Source organism: Marinitoga okinawensis, from assembly GCF_055387075.1.
In genome coordinates, this window is record NZ_AP042422.1 from 1,441,411 (window position 1) to 1,462,940 (window position 21,530).

Sequence of the window (21,530 nt, forward strand, 5' to 3'; positions counted from 1 at the left end):
TTATGCATAAAATACTGATTATTGATGATTCACCAGAAATTGTAATTTTGTATGAAAAAATGATAAATAATTATCTTCAAAATGTTGATTATATAAATACTATAATATATACATTAAATGATTTAAAATCATTTTTAGAAAACGAAGAAAATTTTAATGAAAGATTTTCACTTATAATAAGTGAAATAGAATTGCATGGCGAAATAATTACTGATTATCTAGAAGTTTTAAAAACTTATCAACCTAAAACACCTTTATACATAGTAAGTAATAAAATGAATCTAAATGCTATTAAGAATGTTTTTAAAATCGGAGCTTTGGATTGGATAGAAAAACCCATTGTTCCAGAAGAGTTTGCCATTATGTTAGCTGAATCAATATTTAAAGGTGAAACATTTGAAAGTAAATATAGAAAATTAAAGGACGAAGTTATTAAATTAAAAGAAGAAAATAATTTAGAATTTTTTATTTTAGAAGACAAAATAAGCAAATTAATATATGAAAATCCTAATAGATATGAAGGACATTTCTTGTTGGGATATTTATATTGGAAAAAATTAAAAAATGTTAATCTACTTAAAAAACATTATAATGCATCTTTAGCTCTTTCAGAAAATGCTATAAAGGATAAAGATTTACAAAATTTAATTGTAAAAATCCTGGAGGCTCAAAATAATGAAAAATAAAATAAAATATATAATCATTATTGGCTGTGGAAGATTAGGATCTGAATTGGCCAGAAGGTTCTCAAAAGATCATAATGTTATAGTTGTTGATAAACTTCCAGAAGCCTTGGAAAGATTAAAGAAATATAATTTCACAGGATTTTCAATGGTTGTAGATAGCTCAGATATTGCAATTTTAGAACAGGTTAAAGCTGAAAAAGCTGATTTAATATATATTGTAACTCCTGATGATAATTTAAATTTTATGTTGGCTAATGCATGTAATACATTTTATAAAAAGAAAAATCCTAATTTAAAAATTATAGCTAGAGTTAACGATCCACACAAAAAGAATCTTTTCGAAAAGGCTGGATTAAATATTTTCTGTCCTATAGAACATGCGGTTGATGAATTGGTTGGAAACGAAGGTGTGGAAAATGAAAAATAAAATTTTTTACATAGTAGAAGGAGATAATATAGCATATTCTATTGTTAGAAACCTTTTATATCAAGGTCATAATGTTTACTATATTTCATCAAATAAAGAAAATATTAATAGAATTTTATCATTAAAGGCTTATTATTCAAATTTGGATGGAATACTACATGATCCTACTGAAATTAGTTTCTTGGAAAGTATTGATATGGCTCCTAATAGAGTTGGTGGGGTAATTTCTTTATCGGAAGATGATGCTTTAAATTTTGTTGTTTCGTGGCTAGTCAAGCAATTATATGAAGATATAAGAGTTATTTCTTTGGTAAATTATCCAGAAAATGAAAAACTGTTTTTAAATAATCATATCGAAACTGTAAGTATAACCAACTGGATAGAAAAATTAATAGAAGCTTCTATTGAATATCAAACAAATTTAAGTTTCTTTAATCCATATGCTGATAAATTAGCTATAATAGAGATTAAAATTAAAAATAGTGATTTTGCTGCAAACAAAAGATTAAAGGATTTACATATGCCATTAAATTCTATAGTTAGTATGTTAATAAGAGAAAAGGAAATATTTGTTCCGCAAGGTAATACTGAAATATTACCGGGTGATAAACTGGTTATCTTTTCATTAAAGGATAAAGTTCCAGAAGTTAAGTTAAAGCTCATGAAGGGATGAAAATATGCCTAAATATTTATTAAATTTAAAATATAGATATAAATTGATATTTAAAAATACCGGTTTAATGTTAATAGCCTTTGGAATTGGATTAATTTTATTTGGAACATTTGCAATTTTTTATAAGGATTTTAATTCATTCTATAGTTTTCTTGAATCTGGAATAATAAGCATATTTACAGGTACATTTTTTATATTATTAAGTTGGAACACTAAACAATCAGCCATTAATATACAAGATGCTATTGTCATTATATTTTTAGTATGGACATTATCTATATTTTTTTCTGCACTTCCTTTTGTATTTTCAAATATTTTAAATATTCATCAAGCTATTTTTGAGTCTACAAGCGGATGGACAACAACAGGTTTAACTCTTGTAGATGTTACAAAAATCCCTAAAATATTTTTATTATGGAGAAGTCTAATGCAATACTTTGGCGGTGCTGGATTTGCATTAATAATGGTTATAGCCACAGGTGCATTAGGTGTCGGTTTATATCAAGCAGAAGGAAGAACAGATAATGTTGTACCAAACTTACGAGATTCAGCAAAAATTATTTTTGGAATTTATATTTCATGGGCGATAATAGGAATTATTCTTCTAAAATTCGTTGCTGGATTATCATTTTTTGATTCATTTAATCATACATTAACTGCTTTAGCTACAGGTGGTTTTTCTACAAAAATTAATAGTGTTGGAGAATTTAATAATATCAATGCTGAAATAATTATTATGGCATTAATGATCGCTGGAGGAACAGGATTTGGAGTTCATTATGCAGCATTGAGAAGAAGAGATTTATTTAAAAAAAACCCTGAACCAAAAACTATGTTTTTTATTTTATTAATTTCTATACCTTTAATATTATTTTTCACAACAAAAATGCTTTATGGTTTTTGGGGTGGTTTAAGGTATGCAGCATTTCAAGCTATTTCTGCTTTAACTGGAACAGGATTTTCAACTGTATCTTTTGATAATTGGAATAATTTTGGTCTATTAATAATGACAATTTTAATGATATTAGGTGGTATGATGGATTCAACTTCAGGTGGTTTAAAATTATTTAGGGTCTTTGTTATATGGAAAATTATAATTCATCAAATAAAAAGCTATTTTAAACCTGAAGGAAGCATTTTTCATATAGAGGTTTATAAAGGAATATCTAAAAAGAAAATTTCTTATGATACTTTAAAAGATGTTATTGCAGTTGTTTTTATGTACTTTATTATATATACAATTGGTGTATTAGTTCTTTTGTCATATGGTTATTCTATGGAAGATTCAATGTTTGAATATGCTTCAGCTTTATCAGCTGTAGGTTTATCAGTTGGGATAACAACACCAAATTCTCCTTTAGGTGTAATTTGGATAGAAACTATTGGTATGTATTTGGGAAGACTTGAATTCTTTGTAATATTCTTTGCTATAATTAAAATGCTAAGAGATGTTAAAGATATTCTGCAAATTAAATTCTCTAATTTAAGAGGAGGTGAACCCTTTAAAGGGTAATATATGGGGCAATATCGCAAATTTAAAGGTACACAAGATATATTTGGTGATGAATCAAAATATTGGTATTTTATAGAACAAAAATCTCGTGAAATGTTTTTAAAATATGGATTTAAAGAAATTAGAACTCCTATTATAGAGCCAACAGAATTATTTAAAAGAGGTGTCGGTGAAAACACAGATATAGTTCAAAAAGAAATGTATACTTTTGAAGATAAAGGTGGCAGATCTGTTACATTAAGACCTGAAGGTACTGCTTCTGTTGTAAGGGCTTATGTGGAAAATTCTATGATAAATTTAGGATCACCAATAAAACTATATTATATTGGTCCAATGTTTAGATATGAAAAGCCACAAGCTGGGAGATTACGACAATTTCATCAAGTTGGAATTGAAATATTTGGAACAGACACTCCTATTTCTGATGCAGAAACCATCATACTTGCAGATGAATTATTAAAATCATTTGGTTTAAAAAATTACAAAATTAAAATAAATAGCATTGGATGTCCTAAATGTCGGCCTAAATATAGAGAGATACTAAAAAATTATTATAGGCCTTTATTACCAAAAATGTGTAATGATTGTCAAAATAGATTTGATAAAAATATTATGAGATTATTAGACTGCAAAGTGGATAAAGAATTTTCTAAAGATGCTCCTATTATTTTAGATTATTTATGTGATGAATGTAAGGAACATTTTAATAAAGTAATTGAGTATTTAGATTCAATGAATATAAAATACGAAATAGATCCGAAAATCGTTAGAGGATTAGATTATTATTCAAAAACTGCTTTTGAAATTGAGCATCTTGGTTTAGGAGCACAATCCGTTATTTTAGGTGGAGGACGATATAACTCATTGGTTGAAGAAATTGGTGGGAAAGAAACTCCTGCAATTGGCTTCGGTATGGGTATCGAAAGAATAATTTTGGCTTTAAAAAATGAAAATGTTGAAATTGAGAATCCAGAAACTATAGATGTATACATTGCGTATTCTGGTGATAAAACTGATGTAGAAGCATTGAAACTGTCAAAATTGCTTAAAGATGAAGGGTTAAAGGTATTCTTAAATTTATCAAATAGAAGCATTAGAAATCAAATGAAACATGCTAATAAAATGCATGCAAAATTTGTTGCTATTATTGGTGAAAATGAGATCCATACAGAAACAGTTACAATTAAAAATATGTCAACAGGCGAACAATTCGAAATTGAAAAATTTTGGGCACCTCAAATATTAAAAGAAAAATCTTTATTGGAGTGATTAAATGGTATTTTTAAATCCTTTTATTATTTTTTTAGGAATGATATTATATATTATTCCATATATGTGGCCATTAAGCTTTGCAATTACCATGTTTGTATATCATATATTATTAAAAAATAGAGATGAACACATAAAACGTTTAAAATTATTGTTTAAACAAAAGAATATTGAAACAGTTTCCTTAGAAAAATATGAGATAGGAAATTCTATTAAAGTTCTTATCAGCTATTTAATTTCTTTTTTTGGATTTTCTTTAATATTTATTAAAATATCGAATCAACTTGAAAAAATATATAGTAAAATTTCTTCAATTGAGGATTTACAAAATTTAGAATATACAATACCTAAATTTGATTTATTTCTTTTCTTTATATTTTTATTCTTTATATGGTTTACTTATGTTAAATTAATAAATAAAATCATTAAAGACCAATTTTATATTCAAAACATTGAAATACAAAAAGGAGTTATAGAAAAACCAACTTTAAAATATAGAGATCCAAATTTCGTATTATTTTTAAGAATTATTACTTTTAATCTATATGAATGGTTTTTACTTATGTCTTTAATAAGGGAAACTAATAATTTTTACATCTTAGATGAAACTTATAAAATTGAAAAGGAAATTAAAAATGATAATGATACTAAAGAAGAAAAAAATATTGAAGAAGATATCTCAAAGATATTTAATCCAGAAAATTTTAATAGTAAGGATGAATTATTAAGTTATGTCTATTCTAAACTTTCAAAATTAGATACCGTTAATAGAGCCAAGAAAATGGATGAACTTTTACAAAAAAACATTTTGACTAAAGAAGACATAGAAAAAATTAAAAAAATGTTTTAGATTTTACAAAAAATACACAAAAAATTTACTTGACAACGTGGTAATTTATTAATATAATAATACCGATTTTATTTATTGGCTGTCTTGTGAAAACTTATAGGGAGGTATAAATATGACAAGAGATGAACTTTTTGAAAAAGTAAAAGAAATTATAGTAGAAACATTAAATGTTGAAGAGGAAGATGTTACTCTTGATGCATCTTTTACTGATGATTTAGATGCTGATTCTTTAGAACTTGTTGATTTAACCATGGCTTTTGAATCTGAACTTGGCGTAACCATAGAAGATGAAGAATTGGAAAATATCAAAACCGTTGAGGATGTTGTAAATTCATTAGCAGAAAAATTAAATATAGAAGAAGAATGATGTCCTTTATAAGGGAAGCTTTCGCTTCCCTTATTTTATTTAATATGACCTGCAGGAGGGAGAAACTATGGCTAAAAAATATATAGTTGTTACTGGTGGAGTATTAAGTGGTATTGGAAAAGGAATTGTTTCTGCTTCAATAGGAAGAGTTTTAAAGGATTGCGGTGTTAAAGTCAACTCTTTAAAAATAGATCCTTATTTAAACGTTGATGCTGGAACTATGAACCCTAATCAACATGGCGAAGTTTTCGTTACTGATGATGGTTACGAAGCTGATCTTGATCTTGGTCATTATGAAAGATTTTTAGGTATAAATATGAAAAGATTTAATAATATTACTGCTGGACAAATTTTTAAAAGCATTATAGAAAAGGAAAGAGAAGGAAAATATTTGGGTGCAACAGTTCAAATGGTTCCTCATGTTACTGAAGAAATTAAAAACAGAATTAAAAATATTGATACTGATTTATTAATGATAGAAATAGGAGGAACTGTGGGTGATATTGAAGGTGAAATTTTTTTAGAAGCTGTTAGAGAACTTTCTTTAGAAGAAGGTATTGAAAATTTTTTCTTTATACACGTTACATTCGTTCCATATCTAAATGTTACAAACGAATTTAAAACAAAACCGACTCAACAATCAGTACAATTATTAAGAAAAATTGGTATTCATCCTAACATGTTAATTATTAGAACAGAAAAAACAATTGATTCTGGAAGTTTAGATAAAATTGCATTATTTGCAGGAATTAATAGAAAATATGTTGTTAATCTTCCCGATGCAGAAAATGTTTATGAAGTACCAGAAAAATTATTTAACTTAGGAATACAAAATATTATCGCTGAAAAACTTAATTTAAAAATTGAAAATAAATTAATTTGGAATTATCCAAAAACTTTTTATCCTTTAAAAATAGCTATGGTTGGTAAATATCTTGGAACAGACGATGCTTATAAAAGTATTATAGAAAGTATTTTTTTAAGCGGATCAGAAAAACCTGATTTAATTGATTCGCAAATTATAGAGGATTTAGAGGAATATGAAATTAAAGAATTATTATCAAAATACGATGGTATTATTATCCCAGGTGGTTTTGGTAAAAGAGGTATTGAAGGAAAAATAAAAGCAGTTAAAATTGCTAGAGAAAATAACATCCCTATATTAGGCATATGTCTTGGTATGCAAATTATGGTAATCGAATTTGCCAGACATATTGGTAATTTAAAAAATGCTAATTCATCAGAATTCGATCCAGAAACACCATATCCAGTAATAGATATGATGAAAGAACAAAAAGAAATATTAAAATTAGGTGGAACAATGCGTTTAGGTGCCCAGAAAACAAAAATATTGAAAAATTCTCAATTATTTGATATTTATAATAAAGAAATTGTTTTTGAAAGACATAGACATAGATATGAAGTTAATTTAGAAAAATTCAGTGATTTATTTGCTTATCCTGATGATGAAAATATTGAAAATAAATTAATTATTTCAGCAAAATCCGATTTTGTTGAAGCAGTTGAATTAAAAAATCATCCATTTTTTATAGGCGTTCAATATCACCCAGAATTAAAAAGTAAAGTGGGAAACCCACACCCAATATTTAAAGCTTTTGTTGAAAAATTAAAAGAATTAAAGGAGTTAAAATGAACATATTCATGTTTTTTTTATCGTTATTAATATATTTTATTATTATATATAATATAGAAAAAAGAATTATATTTGAAAGAGCACTCTTATTAAAAACAATTATTTTTAGCTTATTAATACCTATTTTCAAATTAAATTTTTATGAAAAACTTCCATATATGTTATACATCATTTTTATTATATACGGTATTATATTAATATTTTTACCGGAAAAATGGGTAAAAATGGGTAGTTTTAAAATCTATATCAATAAAAAAAGATTGTTTCTTATACCCTTATCTGCTTCAATTACTGAAGAGGTTTTTTTTAGAGGTATATTGAACGAAATTTTATTAAATATTATTGATAATTTAGTTTATATTTCTATTATTTCATCTTTTTTATTTGCATTAGTTCATATTTTTAATCTAATAAATGGAATAGAAAATAAAAAATATTTTATAATTACATTCCCTTTGAGGTTTTTATTTGGATTATTCTTTTCTTATGTTTATTTTAAATATGGACTGTTAAATTCTATAATTTTACATTTTTTAGTCAACTTTCCGGCATTATATAAAATATATATGAGATATAATAAAGCACCTTTTTAGGTGCTTTAGTTTGTAGACAAACTTAAAATTAAATACAATGTATTTTCAAAAATAATATTCACTTATACGGAAAATTCTAAATCCTCGAAAATTTTCAATGACTCATTACATTATTTTTATACTTTTCTTTAGGAAATTCGTATAATTTACAAGTATTTTCTTATATTATTTTTATGTCTATTTTATCAACAGCCGGGATATCTTTTTAAACAGATTTTTCTTTTTTAAGAGGAGTATGTTATAATATTAAATTGGAGATAAATACTCTAAATATCATTTTATAGAGGTGCATGATATGGATTATATCTATGTAAAAGGGGCGAGAGAACATAATTTAAAAAATATTGATGTAAATATACCTAAAAATAAATTAGTTGTTATTTCGGGATTATCTGGTTCTGGAAAGTCCACTTTAGCTATGGATACAATTTATGCTGAAGGACAAAGAAGATATTTAGAATCTGTTTCATCATATGCAAGAATGTTTTTAGGTGAATTAAAAAGACCAGATGTTGAATATATAGAAGGTCTTTCACCTGCTATTGCTATAGAACAAAAGTCTGTTTCACATAATCCAAGATCTACTGTAGGAACTGTTACAGAAATTTATGACTATATGAGAGTATTATTTGCTAGAATTGGAAAACCATTTTGCCCAAAGTGTAATATACCAGTTGAAAAATCATCAATTGATGAAATTATAGAAAAAGTATTTAAAGAGTTTGATGAAAATTCTAGAATATACGTTTTTTCACCTATTGCAAAGGAAAAAAAAGGTGAATTTAAAAAAGAAATAGAGCAAATGAAAAAAAACGGATATAAAAGAATCGAAATTGATGGTGAAATCTTAGATTTAGAAGATATATCATCATTAAAAAAAAGTTATAGACACACTATAAATCTTTTAATTGATAGACTAAAATTAAAAAAAGAAAATTTTGATAGATTATATGAAGCAATAGAACTTTCTTTAAAAGAGTCAGATGGGTTTGTAGAAATACGAGAATTAGATAATGAAAATAAAACAATTAAATCGAAAACCTATAGCGAAAAATTAGTTTGTCCTAAATGTGGTTTTAGTTTTCCTGAAATTACACCAAAATTATTTTCTTTTAATAGTCCATATGGTGCATGTGAAGAGTGTCATGGGCTTGGTTTTAAATATGAATTTGAACCTACATATATACTTGATCCCGATAAAAGTATATACGATGGTGCTGCTAAAACAGGAAAAGATACGTATATGACAAAAAATTTAGAGCGTGTTATATTACATTATAATGATGATCCAAATAAAAAAATTAAAGATTTAAAACCAGAAACATATAATGCATTGTTATACGGCTCAAAGGATAAAATCACATTTGAATATATTACTCCAAATGGAGTATATACTTTCAAAAAACATTTTGAAGGATTATATAATATGTATGAAAGAAGATATAATTCTGCAGAATCTGATGAAATAAAACTAAGATATCAAAATGAATTCATGACAATGAAAACATGTCAAAAATGTGGTGGAAAAAGATTAAAGATTGAATCACTAAGCGTAAAAATAAATGGATTAAATATACATGAAATTTCTGATATGCCTATAAATAAATCAAAAGATTTTTTTGAAAATATACAGCTATCAGATTTTGAAAAAAAAATTGTGGGAGAATTATTAAATGAAATAAAAAAACGCCTTGGATTTCTTGTAGATGTTGGTCTGGGTTATATATCTCTTTCAAGATCTGCTAATACTTTATCTGGTGGAGAATCTCAGAGAGTTAGATTAGCTACCCAAATTGGTTCTGGATTAACTGGAGTAACATATGTTCTAGATGAACCTACAATTGGTTTACACCCCAGAGATAATGATAGGCTCATTAAAACCTTAAGAAAATTAAAAGATCTAGGTAACACTGTTATTATAGTTGAACACGATGAAGAGGTCATAAAGTCTTCAGATTATATTGTTGATTTAGGTCCTGGTGCTGGAATTAACGGGGGAAAGGTGGTATATAGTGGATGGATTAGAAATCTTTTAAAAAATCCAAAAGATTCTTTAACCGGGCAATATGTTTCTGGTAAAAAGAAAATTGAAATTGTAAAATATAAAACAAAGGGAATTGAAAAAAATGAATATATAAAATTATATGGTGCTTCACATAATAATCTAAAAAATATTAATGTTAAATTTCCATTAGGAAAATTTATTGTCGTAACTGGTGTTTCAGGTTCTGGAAAGTCATCATTAGTTATGGATACTTTATATCCAGCATTAATAAAAGAACTAAATGGATCAAGAGTAAAACCAGGACATTATAAAAAAATTGAAGGATTGGAAAATATCGATAATGTTATTGCAATAGATCAATCACCAATAGGTAGAACACCACGTAGCAACCCAGCTACTTATACTGGTGTTTTTGATTTAATAAGAGATTTATTTGCTGCTACAAAAGAAGCAAGAATGAAAGGATTTAATAAAGGTAGATTTAGTTTTAATGTAAAGGGTGGAAGATGTGAAGCATGTAAAGGAAATGGCTATTTAAAAATAGAAATGCAATTCCTGCCAGATGTATATGTCACATGCGATGTTTGTAAAGGAAAAAGGTATAATAAAGAAACATTAAATGTAAAATATAAAGGAAAATCAATTGCCGATATTCTAGATATGTCTGTGGAAGAAGCATTGAAATTTTTTGAAAATATCCCTAGGATTAAAAATATTCTTCAACTGTTAAACGACGTTGGAGTTGGATATATTAAACTTGGGCAACCCGCTACTACTTTATCAGGTGGAGAGGCCCAAAGAATTAAATTAACTTCAGAACTAAGAAAAAGATCTACTGGAAAAACTGTTTACTTCCTAGATGAACCTACTACTGGTTTACATTTTGAAGATGTTAAAAAATTAATTGAAGTTTTACATAAATTAGTTGAAAAAGGAAATACAGTAATTATAATTGAACACAATTTGGATGTTGTAAAAAATGCAGATTATATTATAGATTTGGGTCCTGAAGGTGGCGAGAAAGGTGGTTATATTGTAGCAGAAGGGGCTGTTGAAGATATTATTAAAGCAAATACTTATACTGGACAATATTTAAAAAGAATATTAAATAAATAAGGTTATAAAATAAAGTGCAGCATATATTGCTGCACTTTATTTATTTTAAATTATTCTTGAGGTTCAAACATATCTTTTCCTACACCACACATTGGACATACCCAATCTTCTGGTAAATCCTCAAATGATGTACCTGCAGGTATTCCAGCTGTTGGATCTCCTTCTTCCGGATCATAAATATAACCACAAACTGTACATACAAATTTTTTCATAAAAACCCCTCCTATTTTAATCTTTTTTAATTTTGTAATGGTTCCAAAAATATTATACTATTTTTTATTCAATTTGTCAAGAAAAAAATAAATTATATTTATTCAGTTTGTAAACAAACTCAAAATTAAATACAAAGTATTTTCAAAAATAATATTCACTCATACGGAAAATTCTGAATCCTCAAAAATTCTCATTTTCGCAGGTCGTATTAAACTCACATCCGTGTTCGGTTTCACTCAATTTTGCATCCATGCAAAATTGACCAGCTTCATTCGAATTTTCATTTCTTTTATGCTTTTTAGATATCCTGATATCTTATCTGTAATATATTGTGGTATAATATTAATAACATAAAAACATTAATGGAGGTTATATCATGTACGAAGAAGTAAAAGATACTCCTGTTATAGTTTTAAATGGATTCAATAGTGATGAAATTAATAAAATAATGCGTGCAATAAAAAACGTTGAAGGATTACCAAGAATTATCTTTGCTACAACAACAAAAACAAATGTCAATTGGAAAATAGGAGATTTAATAAAAGAATTAACTCAGGAAGATTTTGAAGTAAAAAAGGCTTTAAAAGAAGCTTTAAATAAAAAAGAATAGTGATATATATGAGTGATGAATTTTATTATGATAACCCTGATAGTACAGTTATTTTAAAAACTGAAAAGGGATATCCAAAATTAGGAGCTACTGTTGACCCAGGTGGGGTTAATTTTGCTTTATTTACAAAAAATGGAAAAAAAGTTATATTAGAACTTTACCAGAATTTCTATGATGATACTCCTTCTCATATTTTTGAATTAGATCCTATAAAAAATAAGACAGGAAATATATGGCATATTTATGTATATGGAATTAAGCATGGACAATTTTATGGTTGGAGAGTAGATGGACGGTATGATCCTATGAATGGATATAGATTTAATAAATACAAACTATTATCTGATCCATATGCAAAGGCAATATCTGGATCATATAACTGGGATGAAGATAGTGTATATGGATATGATAAAAACTCTCCTATGCTAGATTTGTCTTTTTCTACTATAGACTCTGCAAAAAGTCCTACAAAATCTATAGTTATAGATGATAGTGTTTATGACTGGGAAGATGATTTTCATCCAAGAATACCTCTAAAAGATTTAATAATTTATGAAATGAATGTAAGATTGTTTACAATGAATCCAAACTCAAACGTTAAAAACAATGGAACCTTTAATGGAATATTAGAAAAATTAGACCATTTAAAAGAATTAGGAGTTAATGCTGTTGAATTAATGCCAATATTTGAGTTTAATCCAAATTCAATTATAAGAAATAATCCTTTAACTAATGAACGTTTGAAAGATGTTTGGGGATATAATCCTTTAGCTTTTTTTGCAGTAACAGGAAATTACTCTACTGGTTTAAAAATCGGCGAACAAGTTTTTCAGTTTAAAGATTTTGTCAAGAAAATGCATAAAGAAGGCTTTGAAGTTATTTTAGACGTAGTATACAATCATACCGGTGAAGGTAATGAATTAGGACCAACTCTATCTTTTAGAGGTATTGATAACCCTGTATACTACATACTAAATAAAAATAAACGATATTATGAAAATTATTCAGGAACTGGAAATACTTTTAATTGTAATAACACTGTGGTAAAAAATTTGATTATAGATAGTTTGAGATATTGGGTAACAGAAATGCATGTTGATGGTTTCAGATTTGATTTAGCTTCAATATTAGGAAGGGATCCGAACGGAAATTGGATAGGAGATCTATCTTTATTAAAGGATATCGCTGATGACCCAATTATAGCTGGTTCAAAATTGATAGCCGAAGGCTGGGATGCAGCTGGGGGGTATTTTCTTGGAGAATTCCCTGAGGGTTGGGCTGAATGGAATGGAAAATTTAGAGATGCTGTTAGAAAATTCGTTAGAGGAGATGAAGGTTTAGTTGGAGAAATTGCCTGTAGAATTTCTGGTAGTGAAGATTTATATGGTAATAAATCTCCAGTTGCAAGTGTTAATTTTATTACATCGCATGATGGTTTTACGATGTGTGATGTGGTTTCATATAATAATAAACATAATGAGGAAAATGGAGAAAATAATAATGATGGTGCAAATGATAATTATAGCTTTAATTATGGATTTGAAGGAGAAACTGATGACCCGAATATAATAAATATAAGAAAAAGACAAGTAAAAAATTTTTTCACTATCTTAATGCTATCTCAAGGAACTCCTATGATTTATATGGGAGATGAATTTTGCAGAACTCAATATGGAAATAATAATGCTTACTGTCAAGATACTCCAAAAAATTGGGTAGATTGGATGAGAAAGGAAAAATTCCATGATATATTTTTATATGTAAAAAAGCTAATTGACTTTAGAAAAAAACATCATACTTTAAGGCGAGAACATTTCTTTACAGGAAAAGATTATTCTGGAGATGGAATACCAGATATTACTTGGCATGGTATAAATTTAAATCAGCCAGATTTCTCTTATAGTTCAAAATCTTTAGCTTTTATGATAAGCGGATTAGATTTTGTTAATTCTGATGTACCACCTGATAATGACATTTATGTAGCCATAAACTTTTATGATTCCGAATTAAAATTCGAGCTTCCTAAATTACTAAACAAAAATTGGTTTAGAGTAATTGATACTTTTTTTGATTCTCCAAATGACTTTCTAGATTTCCCCCAAAAAACACAAGATTACTATATAGTAAAATCGAAAAGCATTATTGTTCTTATATCAAAGTAAATAAAATCAATTATATTATATGTTGGGAGTGATGGATATAAATATATCTATTATAAGTACAGGCGATGAAATTACTGAAGGAGATATTTTAAATATTACTTCTAAAGAAATATCTAACATATTAACAACTTACGGATTAAAAGTAAAAATGCATATAAATGTATCAGATAACAAAGATGATATTATCAGCGCTTTGAATTTTTTGAGTAACTTTAATGATATAATTATTATTACAGGTGGTTTAGGATCAACAGCGGATGATTTAACAAGAGAAGCTGTTTCTGAATTTTTAAATTCTTATTTAGTGTTTAATAATGAAGTATATCAATACATTATAAATAGATATAAAATTTATGGTAAAATTCCTAATAGACTAATAAAAAAACAAGCTTATGTTATTCCTGATTCTATTATTTTGAAAAATGAATATGGAAGTGCCCCTGGAATGTTAATTAAAAAAGATCATAAAAAATATATTTTATTGCCTGGGCCTCCTTTGGAAGCTATATCTATGTTTAAAAATAATATAAATTTATTCTTAAATTTAAATAATATCACTCCTTCTACTTTTACAAAAATACAGTTTTATAATATTTCTGAATCAAATTTAATGTCTTTATTAGAAGATAAACTAAAATACATAAAGTATTCTACTAAATTAGAGTTAAATATAGGGCCTTCTATAATTTTTAAAGAAAAAAATGAGAAAACAAATGAAATAATTGATTATATATATAAAAATATGAATGATTATATAGTTCCAAACGATCCCATTAAGTATTTAATAGAAACTTTATCGCAAAATAGATACACTATTTCTACTGCAGAATCTTGTACAGGAGGACTTATAGGAAAATTAATAACAGATATTCCAGGCTCATCTAAAGTATACATGGGAAGTATTGTTGCTTATTCAAATAAAATAAAAAATAAAATTTTAAATATAAATGATGATATTTTAGAAAATGATGGTGCTGTAAGCGAAAAAACTGTAAGACTTATGGCAATTAATTCGGCAAAAATCTTAGAATCTGATTTTTCTATTGCAATTAGTGGTTTTGCTGGTCCGAATGGAGGAACAAAAGAAAATCCTGTTGGAACAATTTATTTTTCTTTTTTTGATAAGAAACGTGATATAATATATATTGAAAAGAAACTATATTCTGGTACTCGAGGTTCAATTAGAGAAAAATGTGCTTATTATGCGATAATTAGATTTTTAAAATTGTTTTTTAGGAGGTCATGATATGGGCGAAATGGATGTTTATCTCAATGTATTTATTGAAGAAGCGAATGAAAATTTGCAAAGATTAAATGATGAACTTTTAGAATTAGAAAATAATCCTGAAGATATGGAAAAAGTCAATGAAATATTTAGAGTTATGCATACCTTTAAAGGTATGGCTGGGACTATGGGATTTGACAAAATAGCAAAGGTATCCCATAGAATGGAGAACATATTGGATAAGATAAGAAAAGGTGAAACAAAAGTTGATTCAGATTTGATAGATTTATTATTTAAAACTCTTGATTTATTAAATGAAAGTATTGCAGACATTTCTAATGGGGGAAAAGGCAATTTGGATTCATTAGACGAACTTGTGGAAACTCTTGAAAAATATTCTAGTACTAATTCAAGTGCTACAGTTGAAAATAATAATGAATCTGCGTCCTCTGTAAATGTTGAAGAAGGCACTAACTTACTCTCTCATTTAGATGATATCACAAGAGAATCTTTAAAAAATCTTTATAATGCTGCAAAAGAAAAAAACTTAAATTTCTTTTTAATTAATGTAAAATTTGATAAAAATGTTCAATTAAAAGCCGCAAGAGCTTTTATGGTATTACATAAAATTGATGATATGGGTGGAGAAGTTGTATATACTAATCCTTCCTCTCAAGACATAGAAGATGAAAAGTTCGATTTAGATATTGCGTTGGGTATAATAATAAACAAATCTGCAGAAGAGGTTAGAAATGCTATTTTAGGAATTTCTGAAGTTGAAAGTGTTGCGATTAATGAATTTAAAGAAGCTGATTTTGAGCTTTCAAATAATAACAAACAAGAAAATGAGAAAAACAAAACAAAATCAACTCCGACTAATAATTCCAACAAACCTACTGAGGATTCTACACATAAGAAAAAAATACAATTACAATCTGTAAGAGTAGATATTGAAAAATTAGACCAATTAATGAATTTAATGGCTGAACTTGTTATATCAAGAAGTAGAATTACTGAAACATTGAGAAAATATGAAATAAAAGATGTTGATGAAAGTTTAGCTAATCTAAGTAGAATAACCCTTGACTTACAAAATATAGTTATGAAAATTAGAATGATTCCAATTGCGTTTGTCTTTAATAGATTCCCAAGAGTTGTTAGAGATACAGCAAAGAAATTAAATAAAGAGGTTAATCTTGTAATTGAAGGTGAGGATACTGAATTAGATAGAACTGTGGTAGATGAAATAGGTGATCCTTTAATTCATTTAATTAGGAATTCTATAGATCATGGAATTGAACCTGTTGAAGAAAGAATAAAAAAAGGAAAGCCAAAGGTTGGCACTATTAAGTTATCTGCATGGCATGAAGGTGATGGTGTAGTAATAAGTGTTGAAGATGATGGAAAAGGACTGGATAGAGATACAATAGCAAATAAAGCTATTGAAAAAGGACTTGTGGATCCTGCTATGGTTCAAAATATGAGTGATGATGAAATATTCTCATTTATATTCTTACCTGGGTTTTCAACTAAAAACCAGGCTACAGATTTGTCCGGTAGGGGAGTAGGGATGGATGTTGTTAAAACAGTAGTTGAATCTTTAAATGGTAGTGTTAGTATTTCTTCCAAAAAAGATGTAGGAACAAAGATCACCATAAGGTTACCTCTTACTTTATCTATTATTCAAGTTTTATTAGTTACCATTGAAAATTATGTTTATGCAATACCAATTGCAAACATTGATACAACACAGAAAATTACAGATGGCGACATACAAATAGTTCAAGGTAATGAAGTTTTTGTATTAAGAGGAGAAGTTATTCCATTAATAAGATTAAGAGATGTATTTAAAATGCCAAAATCTGAAGATAGCTCTACAGAGAAAGTGGTGATTGTAAAAACTGCAAATAGAAAATATGGTGTTGTAGTTGATAATTTATTAGGTCAAGATGATATTGTTATAAAATCTCTTGGAAAATATTTAAATTCTGTTAAAGAATTTAGTGGTGGAGCTATTCTAGGTGATGGTAGAATTGCATTGATCTTAGATATAATTAATCTAAATGAACTTTAATGAGGTGATATAATGCAAAAGGAAATATTATCATTTGAGATTTCTAATCAAGAATTTGGTATAGATATAGAATACGTAGAGATGGTGATTGAAAAAGAAGAAATTACACCTGTACCAAATTCCAAAGATTTTATTGAAGGAATTGTAAATCTTAGAGGCAGAATTGTTACAGTTTTTGATTTAACAAAAATATTGGATTTAGATATTGATGAAAATTTTGAATTCGATAGCATAATAATATTAAAACACGAAAAAGAAGAATTAGGTATTTTAGTTAACAAAGTAAATAATGTTATCTCATTTAATGATGAAGAATTAGATATTCTACCTTCAAAAAGTGGAAAATTTATAGGGAAAGTAAATGGTGTTTTGAAATTTGAAAATAGATTAATCGTTTATTTGAATTTGGAAAAATTATTTATGTCTATAGAAGTATGAAATAATAAATAATTATTATAAACGGAGGTGCTTTTAATGGCGATAAAAGTATTAATAACTGATGATGCTGCATTTATGAGAATGTTATTAAAAGATATTGTAACAAAAGCGGGGATGGAAGTTGTTGGAGAAGCTGCAAATGGAGAAGAGGCCGTTCAAAAGTATATGGAGTTAAAACCAGATGTTGTTACTATGGATATTACAATGCCAGTAATGGATGGAATACAAGCAATTAAAGAAATAAAAAAACAGGATCCAGCTGCTAAAATTATAGTATGTAGTGCCATGGGACAGCAAGCTATGGTTATTGAAGCTATACAAGCTGGTGCAAAAGATTTTATTGTAAAACCTTTCCAAGCTAATAGAGTAATAGAAGCTATACAAAAAGTTGTTAGGGGGTGATTTTACGCCCCTTACTTTTTCATCGACTCAAACAAATTTTATAACAAGTTGGACTTTATGGGCTTTTTTCCTTCTTTTCTTTCTTTTAATATTTATTTTATTATTAATATTCATACAAAAAAAATTAATTAATAAAGGTTTACTAAATAGTCCATCGGTTAGAATTGTAAAAAAATTTTACATTGATAGAAATATGACATTAAATATTATAAAAGTACTTGATGACTATTATTTGGTATTATCAAACAATAATTCTATCGCATATTTAGACAAGCTTGATTATGAAAAACTTTCAGAACTATTAAAAGGAAAAAAAGAATTTTTTAATACATTCATTGGAGCATTAAAAAGGGAGAATAAAATTGATGAAGAAAATATTTAATAAAAAATTTTTTCTTTTGATAATATTTTTGATGACATTTTTTATTGGTTCAGCACAAGAACCTTTACCTATACCTGAAATATCTATAAACATAGGTGGAAATACTCCTGGACCAAATACTCTAATCCCAACCTTAGAAATATTATTATTACTAGCGGTTTTATCATTAGCTCCTTCTTTAATTATGATGTTAACATCATTTATGAGAATTATAATTGTATTATCCTTTTTAAGAACCGCTATGGGAAGCAGACAGGCTCCACCAAATCAAGTATTAATAGGTATAGCTCTAATTTTAACTTTTCTAATAATGTCTCCTGTTTTCAATGAAATTTATCAAAAGGCTATAATTCCTTATTCAGAAGAAAAAATATCTTATACTCAAATGTTTGAAAACACTTGGAACCCTATTAAAAAATTTATGATTAATGAGATAGTTGCACACAAAAATCAGGATAATGTTTTTATGTTAGCAGCTAGTGTCCATAAAGAGGTTAAAGACATAAATAATACTCCTCCAGAAATATTAATTCCAGCATTTGCATTAAGCGAATTAGAAATATCTTTTAAAATGGGGGTATTAATATATATACCTTTTATCATAGTTGATATGGTTGTAGCAAGTATATTATTGTCTATGGGAATGATGATGATTCCACCAATTATGATTTCAATGCCTTTTAAATTATTATTATTTATTTTGGTTAATGGCTGGGATTTGTTAATTGGAGGATTAATTAGAAGCTTTCAAATATCAGGAGGTTAATGATATTGACTTTAGAGACCTTTATAGATGTTTTTAGAGATGGTATAACCGTCTTTTTATCTATAATTTCACCAATATTATTAGTAAGTTTAGCTGTTGGTTTAATTATTAGTATTTTTCAAACTATAACTTCTATAAATGAGCAAACATTAACGTTTGCTCCGAAAATTATTATTACCTTTTTGGTAGTTGGCTTGTTATTTGGATGGATTGCACAAAAATTAATGGATTTTACTTATCAGATATTAACTACTTTTTTTGGAATGATCTAATATGGATGTTACAACATTCTTAGAGACAAGATTTTGGGTGTGGGCTATAATTTTCTTTAGAGTTTTAGGATTAAGTGTTTCTGCTCCAATAATAGGATCTAGAACTATACCTTTGTATCTAAGAATATTTTCAACAGTTTTTATTTCATGGATCTCATTACCATTAGTAAATTTATCAATACCTGACTTACATCTTTTTTATTTATTTACTTTAATGGTTTTAAATTTTTTCCTTGGAATATTGATAGGTTTAGTTTCTTATATTCCGGTAGCTGCTATTCAATTCGCAGGGCAATTTTTTGCCTTTCAAATGGGATTTGCAATGGCTGGTATTTTTGATCCAATAAGTGGAGAAGAATCACCAATTATTGGGCAACTGTCTTTTTTACTGGGACTTTTTGCATTTTTATCTTTTAAAATGCATATTAGATTATTTCAAATAATAATAGACTCATTTCATTCTGTACCTTTAATTTTTTCTATAAATGTTAATTTTTTTCCTGAATTAATTTCTGTATTTGGCAAAGTATTTGAAATAGGAATTCAACTTGCAATTCCTATGAGTGCTTTTATGTTATTTATTAATATAAGTCTTGGTATAGTATCAAGAATGATTCCTCAAATAAATGTATTTATTGTAGGGTTACCTCTAAATATTTTGGCAGGAACAGTTATATTATTAACAATTATTGGGGTATGGGTTGAAATTTTCAGTATTAATATGATGGAGATAATAAAATGGATAAATTCTATTATAGGGTTAATTATAAAATAGATCTTCAATTATTTGCAGATCCTAGTAAAACTGAAGAACCTACTCCTAGACGATTACAACAGGCACGTTCAGAAGGTAACGTTCCTGTTTCGAAGGAACTTTTAACTGCTTTTTCATTTTTAGGCGTATCTGTTGTATTTTATGTTTTATCAAAATATTTATTTATGGATCTAAAATCAGCATTTATGAGATATTTGAAATTAGATACAAGTTTCTTAGATGAAAATGCTTTAATGAATTTATTACTTCAACAAAAAAATATTTTTTTAGAAATAGCTATTTTCCTTTTTTCTGCAGCTTTAATTAGTTTAATTCTGGGAATGTTACAAACAAAGTTTTTATTTGCTCCGAAAGCTTTTAAATTTGATTTGGGTAAACTTAACCCTATTAAGGGATTACAAAGAATTTTTTCATTGAGAACTTTATTTGAATTGTTAAAATCCACAGTTAAATTGATTTTAGTAGGATATGTATCTTATAGTATAATGAAAACAAGGTGGCAACAAATAATATCTTTACCATATACAGATACTTCACATGCTATATCTTTTTTAAACTCAATTATAATAGAAATATTTTTTAAATTAGGTATTTTGATGCTATTATTAGGCCTATTTGATTATTGGTATCAAAAAAAAGAATATAAAAAGAATTTAAGAATGACAAAACAAGAAGTTAAACAAGAAATGAAAGATATAGAGGGAGACCCACAAATAAAATCTGCCAGAATGAGAAAATTAAGACAAATTATCAATCAAAACTTAATGAAAGAAGTACCAAAGGCTACGGTTGTTGTCACTAATCCTACTCATTACGCTGTTGCTTTAAAATATGATGAAAACGATAGCAAGGCTCCAATTGTTGTAGCAAAAGGGTATGATAAAATTGCTTTTAGAATAAAAGAAATTGCTAGAGAACATCATATTCCAATTCATAGAAATCCACCTGTAGCAAGGCAATTATATGAAAGAGTTAACATCTATGAGGAAATTCCAGAAGATATGTATGAAATCGTTGCAAAAATAATTGCTACTGTATTAAAAATCCCGAGGTGATTA

Annotated in this window: 22 protein-coding genes; 21 read left to right on the forward strand and 1 reads right to left on the reverse strand. The window is 27.0% G+C overall.

Going from position 1 to position 21,530, the window contains the following annotated elements; translation table 11 throughout:
• Positions 1–2: 2 nt before the first annotated feature.
• From ACZ5CK_RS07160 to uvrA, 10 genes are all read left to right on the forward strand, one after another.
• Positions 3–686: a response regulator gene (locus tag ACZ5CK_RS07160; protein WP_464581136.1), complete on the forward strand. Its 684-nt coding sequence runs from the start codon at positions 3–5 to the stop codon at positions 684–686.
• On the forward strand, positions 676–1,113 hold the full coding sequence (locus ACZ5CK_RS07165) for an NAD(P)-binding protein (protein WP_464581137.1): 438 nt from the start codon (positions 676–678) through the stop codon (positions 1,111–1,113). Before ACZ5CK_RS07160 ends, ACZ5CK_RS07165 begins: the two co-directional genes overlap by 11 nt.
• Complete coding sequence (locus ACZ5CK_RS07170; RefSeq protein WP_464581139.1) at positions 1,103–1,786, forward strand: potassium channel family protein; 684 nt, start codon at positions 1,103–1,105, stop codon at positions 1,784–1,786. The genes ACZ5CK_RS07165 and ACZ5CK_RS07170 overlap by 11 nt, the downstream gene beginning before the upstream one ends.
• Before the next feature lie 4 nt (positions 1,787–1,790).
• Positions 1,791–3,299 (forward strand): TrkH family potassium uptake protein, encoded by a 1,509-nt coding sequence (locus ACZ5CK_RS07175; protein WP_464581140.1) that lies wholly within the window; start codon positions 1,791–1,793, stop codon positions 3,297–3,299.
• 3 nt (positions 3,300–3,302) lie between these two features.
• Positions 3,303–4,568 (forward strand): histidine--tRNA ligase, encoded by a 1,266-nt coding sequence (gene hisS, locus ACZ5CK_RS07180; RefSeq protein ID WP_464581141.1) that lies wholly within the window; start codon positions 3,303–3,305, stop codon positions 4,566–4,568.
• A gap of 4 nt (positions 4,569–4,572) precedes the next feature.
• Positions 4,573–5,418, forward strand: coding sequence for a hypothetical protein (locus tag ACZ5CK_RS07185; RefSeq protein WP_464581142.1), 846 nt, complete (start codon positions 4,573–4,575; stop codon positions 5,416–5,418).
• 112 nt (positions 5,419–5,530) lie between these two features.
• Positions 5,531–5,785, forward strand: coding sequence for an acyl carrier protein (gene acpP, locus ACZ5CK_RS07190; RefSeq protein WP_464581143.1), 255 nt, complete (start codon positions 5,531–5,533; stop codon positions 5,783–5,785).
• Between the two features lie 67 nt (positions 5,786–5,852).
• Positions 5,853–7,439 carry a CTP synthase gene (locus ACZ5CK_RS07195; RefSeq protein ID WP_464581144.1) on the forward strand — a complete coding sequence of 529 codons (1,587 nt, stop codon included), beginning with the start codon at positions 5,853–5,855 and terminating at the stop codon, positions 7,437–7,439.
• A complete protein-coding gene (locus ACZ5CK_RS07200; RefSeq protein ID WP_464581145.1) occupies positions 7,436–8,032 on the forward strand; it encodes a CPBP family intramembrane glutamic endopeptidase in 597 nt (198 codons plus the stop codon). The genes ACZ5CK_RS07195 and ACZ5CK_RS07200 overlap by 4 nt, the downstream gene beginning before the upstream one ends.
• A gap of 295 nt (positions 8,033–8,327) precedes the next feature.
• On the forward strand, positions 8,328–11,153 hold the full coding sequence (gene uvrA / locus ACZ5CK_RS07205; protein ID WP_464581146.1) for an excinuclease ABC subunit UvrA: 2,826 nt from the start codon (positions 8,328–8,330) through the stop codon (positions 11,151–11,153).
• A 50-nt stretch (positions 11,154–11,203) separates the two neighbouring features.
• Here the strand turns inward: uvrA and rd are convergent, their stop codons facing one another.
• Positions 11,204–11,365: a rubredoxin gene (gene rd / locus ACZ5CK_RS07210; protein WP_464581147.1), complete on the reverse strand. Its 162-nt coding sequence runs from the start codon at positions 11,363–11,365 to the stop codon at positions 11,204–11,206.
• 377 nt (positions 11,366–11,742) lie between these two features.
• Here rd and ACZ5CK_RS07215 point away from each other — a divergent pair, with 377 nt between their 5' ends.
• The 11 genes from ACZ5CK_RS07215 (at position 11,743) to flhB (ending at position 21,527) form a co-directional block, all read left to right on the forward strand.
• The gene (locus ACZ5CK_RS07215; protein ID WP_464581148.1) at positions 11,743–11,976 is read left to right on the forward strand and encodes a DUF3783 domain-containing protein; all 234 of its coding nucleotides are present in this window, start codon (positions 11,743–11,745) and stop codon (positions 11,974–11,976) included.
• Between the two features lie 8 nt (positions 11,977–11,984).
• Positions 11,985–14,138 (forward strand): glycogen debranching protein GlgX, encoded by a 2,154-nt coding sequence (glgX, locus tag ACZ5CK_RS07220; RefSeq protein WP_464581149.1) that lies wholly within the window; start codon positions 11,985–11,987, stop codon positions 14,136–14,138.
• 31 nt (positions 14,139–14,169) lie between these two features.
• Positions 14,170–15,384 (forward strand): nicotinamide-nucleotide amidohydrolase family protein, encoded by a 1,215-nt coding sequence (locus tag ACZ5CK_RS07225; RefSeq protein ID WP_464581150.1) that lies wholly within the window; start codon positions 14,170–14,172, stop codon positions 15,382–15,384.
• A 1-nt stretch (position 15,385) separates the two neighbouring features.
• On the forward strand, positions 15,386–17,437 hold the full coding sequence (locus ACZ5CK_RS07230; protein WP_464581151.1) for a chemotaxis protein CheW: 2,052 nt from the start codon (positions 15,386–15,388) through the stop codon (positions 17,435–17,437).
• Positions 17,438–17,449: 12 nt separating this feature from the next.
• Entirely contained in the window at positions 17,450–17,875 is a 426-nt protein-coding gene (locus tag ACZ5CK_RS07235; RefSeq protein WP_464581152.1) for a chemotaxis protein CheW, read from the forward strand.
• Positions 17,876–17,911: 36 nt separating this feature from the next.
• Entirely contained in the window at positions 17,912–18,277 is a 366-nt protein-coding gene (locus tag ACZ5CK_RS07240; RefSeq protein WP_464581153.1) for a response regulator, read from the forward strand.
• A 193-nt stretch (positions 18,278–18,470) separates the two neighbouring features.
• Positions 18,471–18,659 (forward strand): hypothetical protein, encoded by a 189-nt coding sequence (locus ACZ5CK_RS07245; protein ID WP_464581154.1) that lies wholly within the window; start codon positions 18,471–18,473, stop codon positions 18,657–18,659.
• The gene (fliP, locus tag ACZ5CK_RS07250; RefSeq protein ID WP_464581155.1) at positions 18,643–19,425 is read left to right on the forward strand and encodes a flagellar type III secretion system pore protein FliP; all 783 of its coding nucleotides are present in this window, start codon (positions 18,643–18,645) and stop codon (positions 19,423–19,425) included. The genes ACZ5CK_RS07245 and fliP overlap by 17 nt, the downstream gene beginning before the upstream one ends.
• A gap of 5 nt (positions 19,426–19,430) precedes the next feature.
• On the forward strand, positions 19,431–19,697 hold the full coding sequence (fliQ, locus tag ACZ5CK_RS07255) for a flagellar biosynthesis protein FliQ (protein WP_464581156.1): 267 nt from the start codon (positions 19,431–19,433) through the stop codon (positions 19,695–19,697).
• A gap of 1 nt (position 19,698) precedes the next feature.
• Positions 19,699–20,472: a flagellar biosynthetic protein FliR gene (gene fliR, locus ACZ5CK_RS07260; RefSeq protein WP_464581157.1), complete on the forward strand. Its 774-nt coding sequence runs from the start codon at positions 19,699–19,701 to the stop codon at positions 20,470–20,472.
• Positions 20,436–21,527: a flagellar biosynthesis protein FlhB gene (flhB, locus tag ACZ5CK_RS07265; protein ID WP_464581158.1), complete on the forward strand. Its 1,092-nt coding sequence runs from the start codon at positions 20,436–20,438 to the stop codon at positions 21,525–21,527. Before fliR ends, flhB begins: the two co-directional genes overlap by 37 nt.
• The last annotated feature ends 3 nt before the right edge of the window (positions 21,528–21,530 follow it).

What these genes read in the sequence shown, in the direction of transcription:
- ACZ5CK_RS07240 (WP_464581153.1), top strand. Translation starts at nt 17,912, where the DNA reads ATGGCGATAAAAGTATTAATAACTGATGATGCTGCATTTATGAGAATG.
- hisS (WP_464581141.1), top strand. Translation starts at nt 3,303, where the DNA reads ATGGGGCAATATCGCAAATTTAAAGGTACACAAGATATATTTGGTGAT.
- ACZ5CK_RS07235 (WP_464581152.1), top strand. Translation starts at nt 17,450, where the DNA reads ATGCAAAAGGAAATATTATCATTTGAGATTTCTAATCAAGAATTTGGT.
- ACZ5CK_RS07185 (WP_464581142.1), top strand. Translation starts at nt 4,573, where the DNA reads ATGGTATTTTTAAATCCTTTTATTATTTTTTTAGGAATGATATTATAT.
- ACZ5CK_RS07195 (WP_464581144.1), top strand. Translation starts at nt 5,853, where the DNA reads ATGGCTAAAAAATATATAGTTGTTACTGGTGGAGTATTAAGTGGTATT.
- ACZ5CK_RS07175 (WP_464581140.1), top strand. Translation starts at nt 1,791, where the DNA reads ATGCCTAAATATTTATTAAATTTAAAATATAGATATAAATTGATATTT.
- rd (WP_464581147.1), bottom strand. Translation starts at nt 11,365, where the DNA reads ATGAAAAAATTTGTATGTACAGTTTGTGGTTATATTTATGATCCGGAA.
- ACZ5CK_RS07215 (WP_464581148.1), top strand. Translation starts at nt 11,743, where the DNA reads ATGTACGAAGAAGTAAAAGATACTCCTGTTATAGTTTTAAATGGATTC.
- ACZ5CK_RS07160 (WP_464581136.1), top strand. Translation starts at nt 3, where the DNA reads ATGCATAAAATACTGATTATTGATGATTCACCAGAAATTGTAATTTTG.
- uvrA (WP_464581146.1), top strand. Translation starts at nt 8,328, where the DNA reads ATGGATTATATCTATGTAAAAGGGGCGAGAGAACATAATTTAAAAAAT.
- ACZ5CK_RS07245 (WP_464581154.1), top strand. Translation starts at nt 18,471, where the DNA reads ATGACATTAAATATTATAAAAGTACTTGATGACTATTATTTGGTATTA.
- ACZ5CK_RS07225 (WP_464581150.1), top strand. Translation starts at nt 14,170, where the DNA reads ATGGATATAAATATATCTATTATAAGTACAGGCGATGAAATTACTGAA.
- ACZ5CK_RS07165 (WP_464581137.1), top strand. Translation starts at nt 676, where the DNA reads ATGAAAAATAAAATAAAATATATAATCATTATTGGCTGTGGAAGATTA.
- flhB (WP_464581158.1), top strand. Translation starts at nt 20,436, where the DNA reads ATGGATAAATTCTATTATAGGGTTAATTATAAAATAGATCTTCAATTA.
- ACZ5CK_RS07230 (WP_464581151.1), top strand. Translation starts at nt 15,386, where the DNA reads ATGGGCGAAATGGATGTTTATCTCAATGTATTTATTGAAGAAGCGAAT.
- fliR (WP_464581157.1), top strand. Translation starts at nt 19,699, where the DNA reads ATGGATGTTACAACATTCTTAGAGACAAGATTTTGGGTGTGGGCTATA.
- acpP (WP_464581143.1), top strand. Translation starts at nt 5,531, where the DNA reads ATGACAAGAGATGAACTTTTTGAAAAAGTAAAAGAAATTATAGTAGAA.
- ACZ5CK_RS07170 (WP_464581139.1), top strand. Translation starts at nt 1,103, where the DNA reads ATGAAAAATAAAATTTTTTACATAGTAGAAGGAGATAATATAGCATAT.
- ACZ5CK_RS07200 (WP_464581145.1), top strand. Translation starts at nt 7,436, where the DNA reads ATGAACATATTCATGTTTTTTTTATCGTTATTAATATATTTTATTATT.
- fliP (WP_464581155.1), top strand. Translation starts at nt 18,643, where the DNA reads ATGAAGAAAATATTTAATAAAAAATTTTTTCTTTTGATAATATTTTTG.
- glgX (WP_464581149.1), top strand. Translation starts at nt 11,985, where the DNA reads ATGAGTGATGAATTTTATTATGATAACCCTGATAGTACAGTTATTTTA.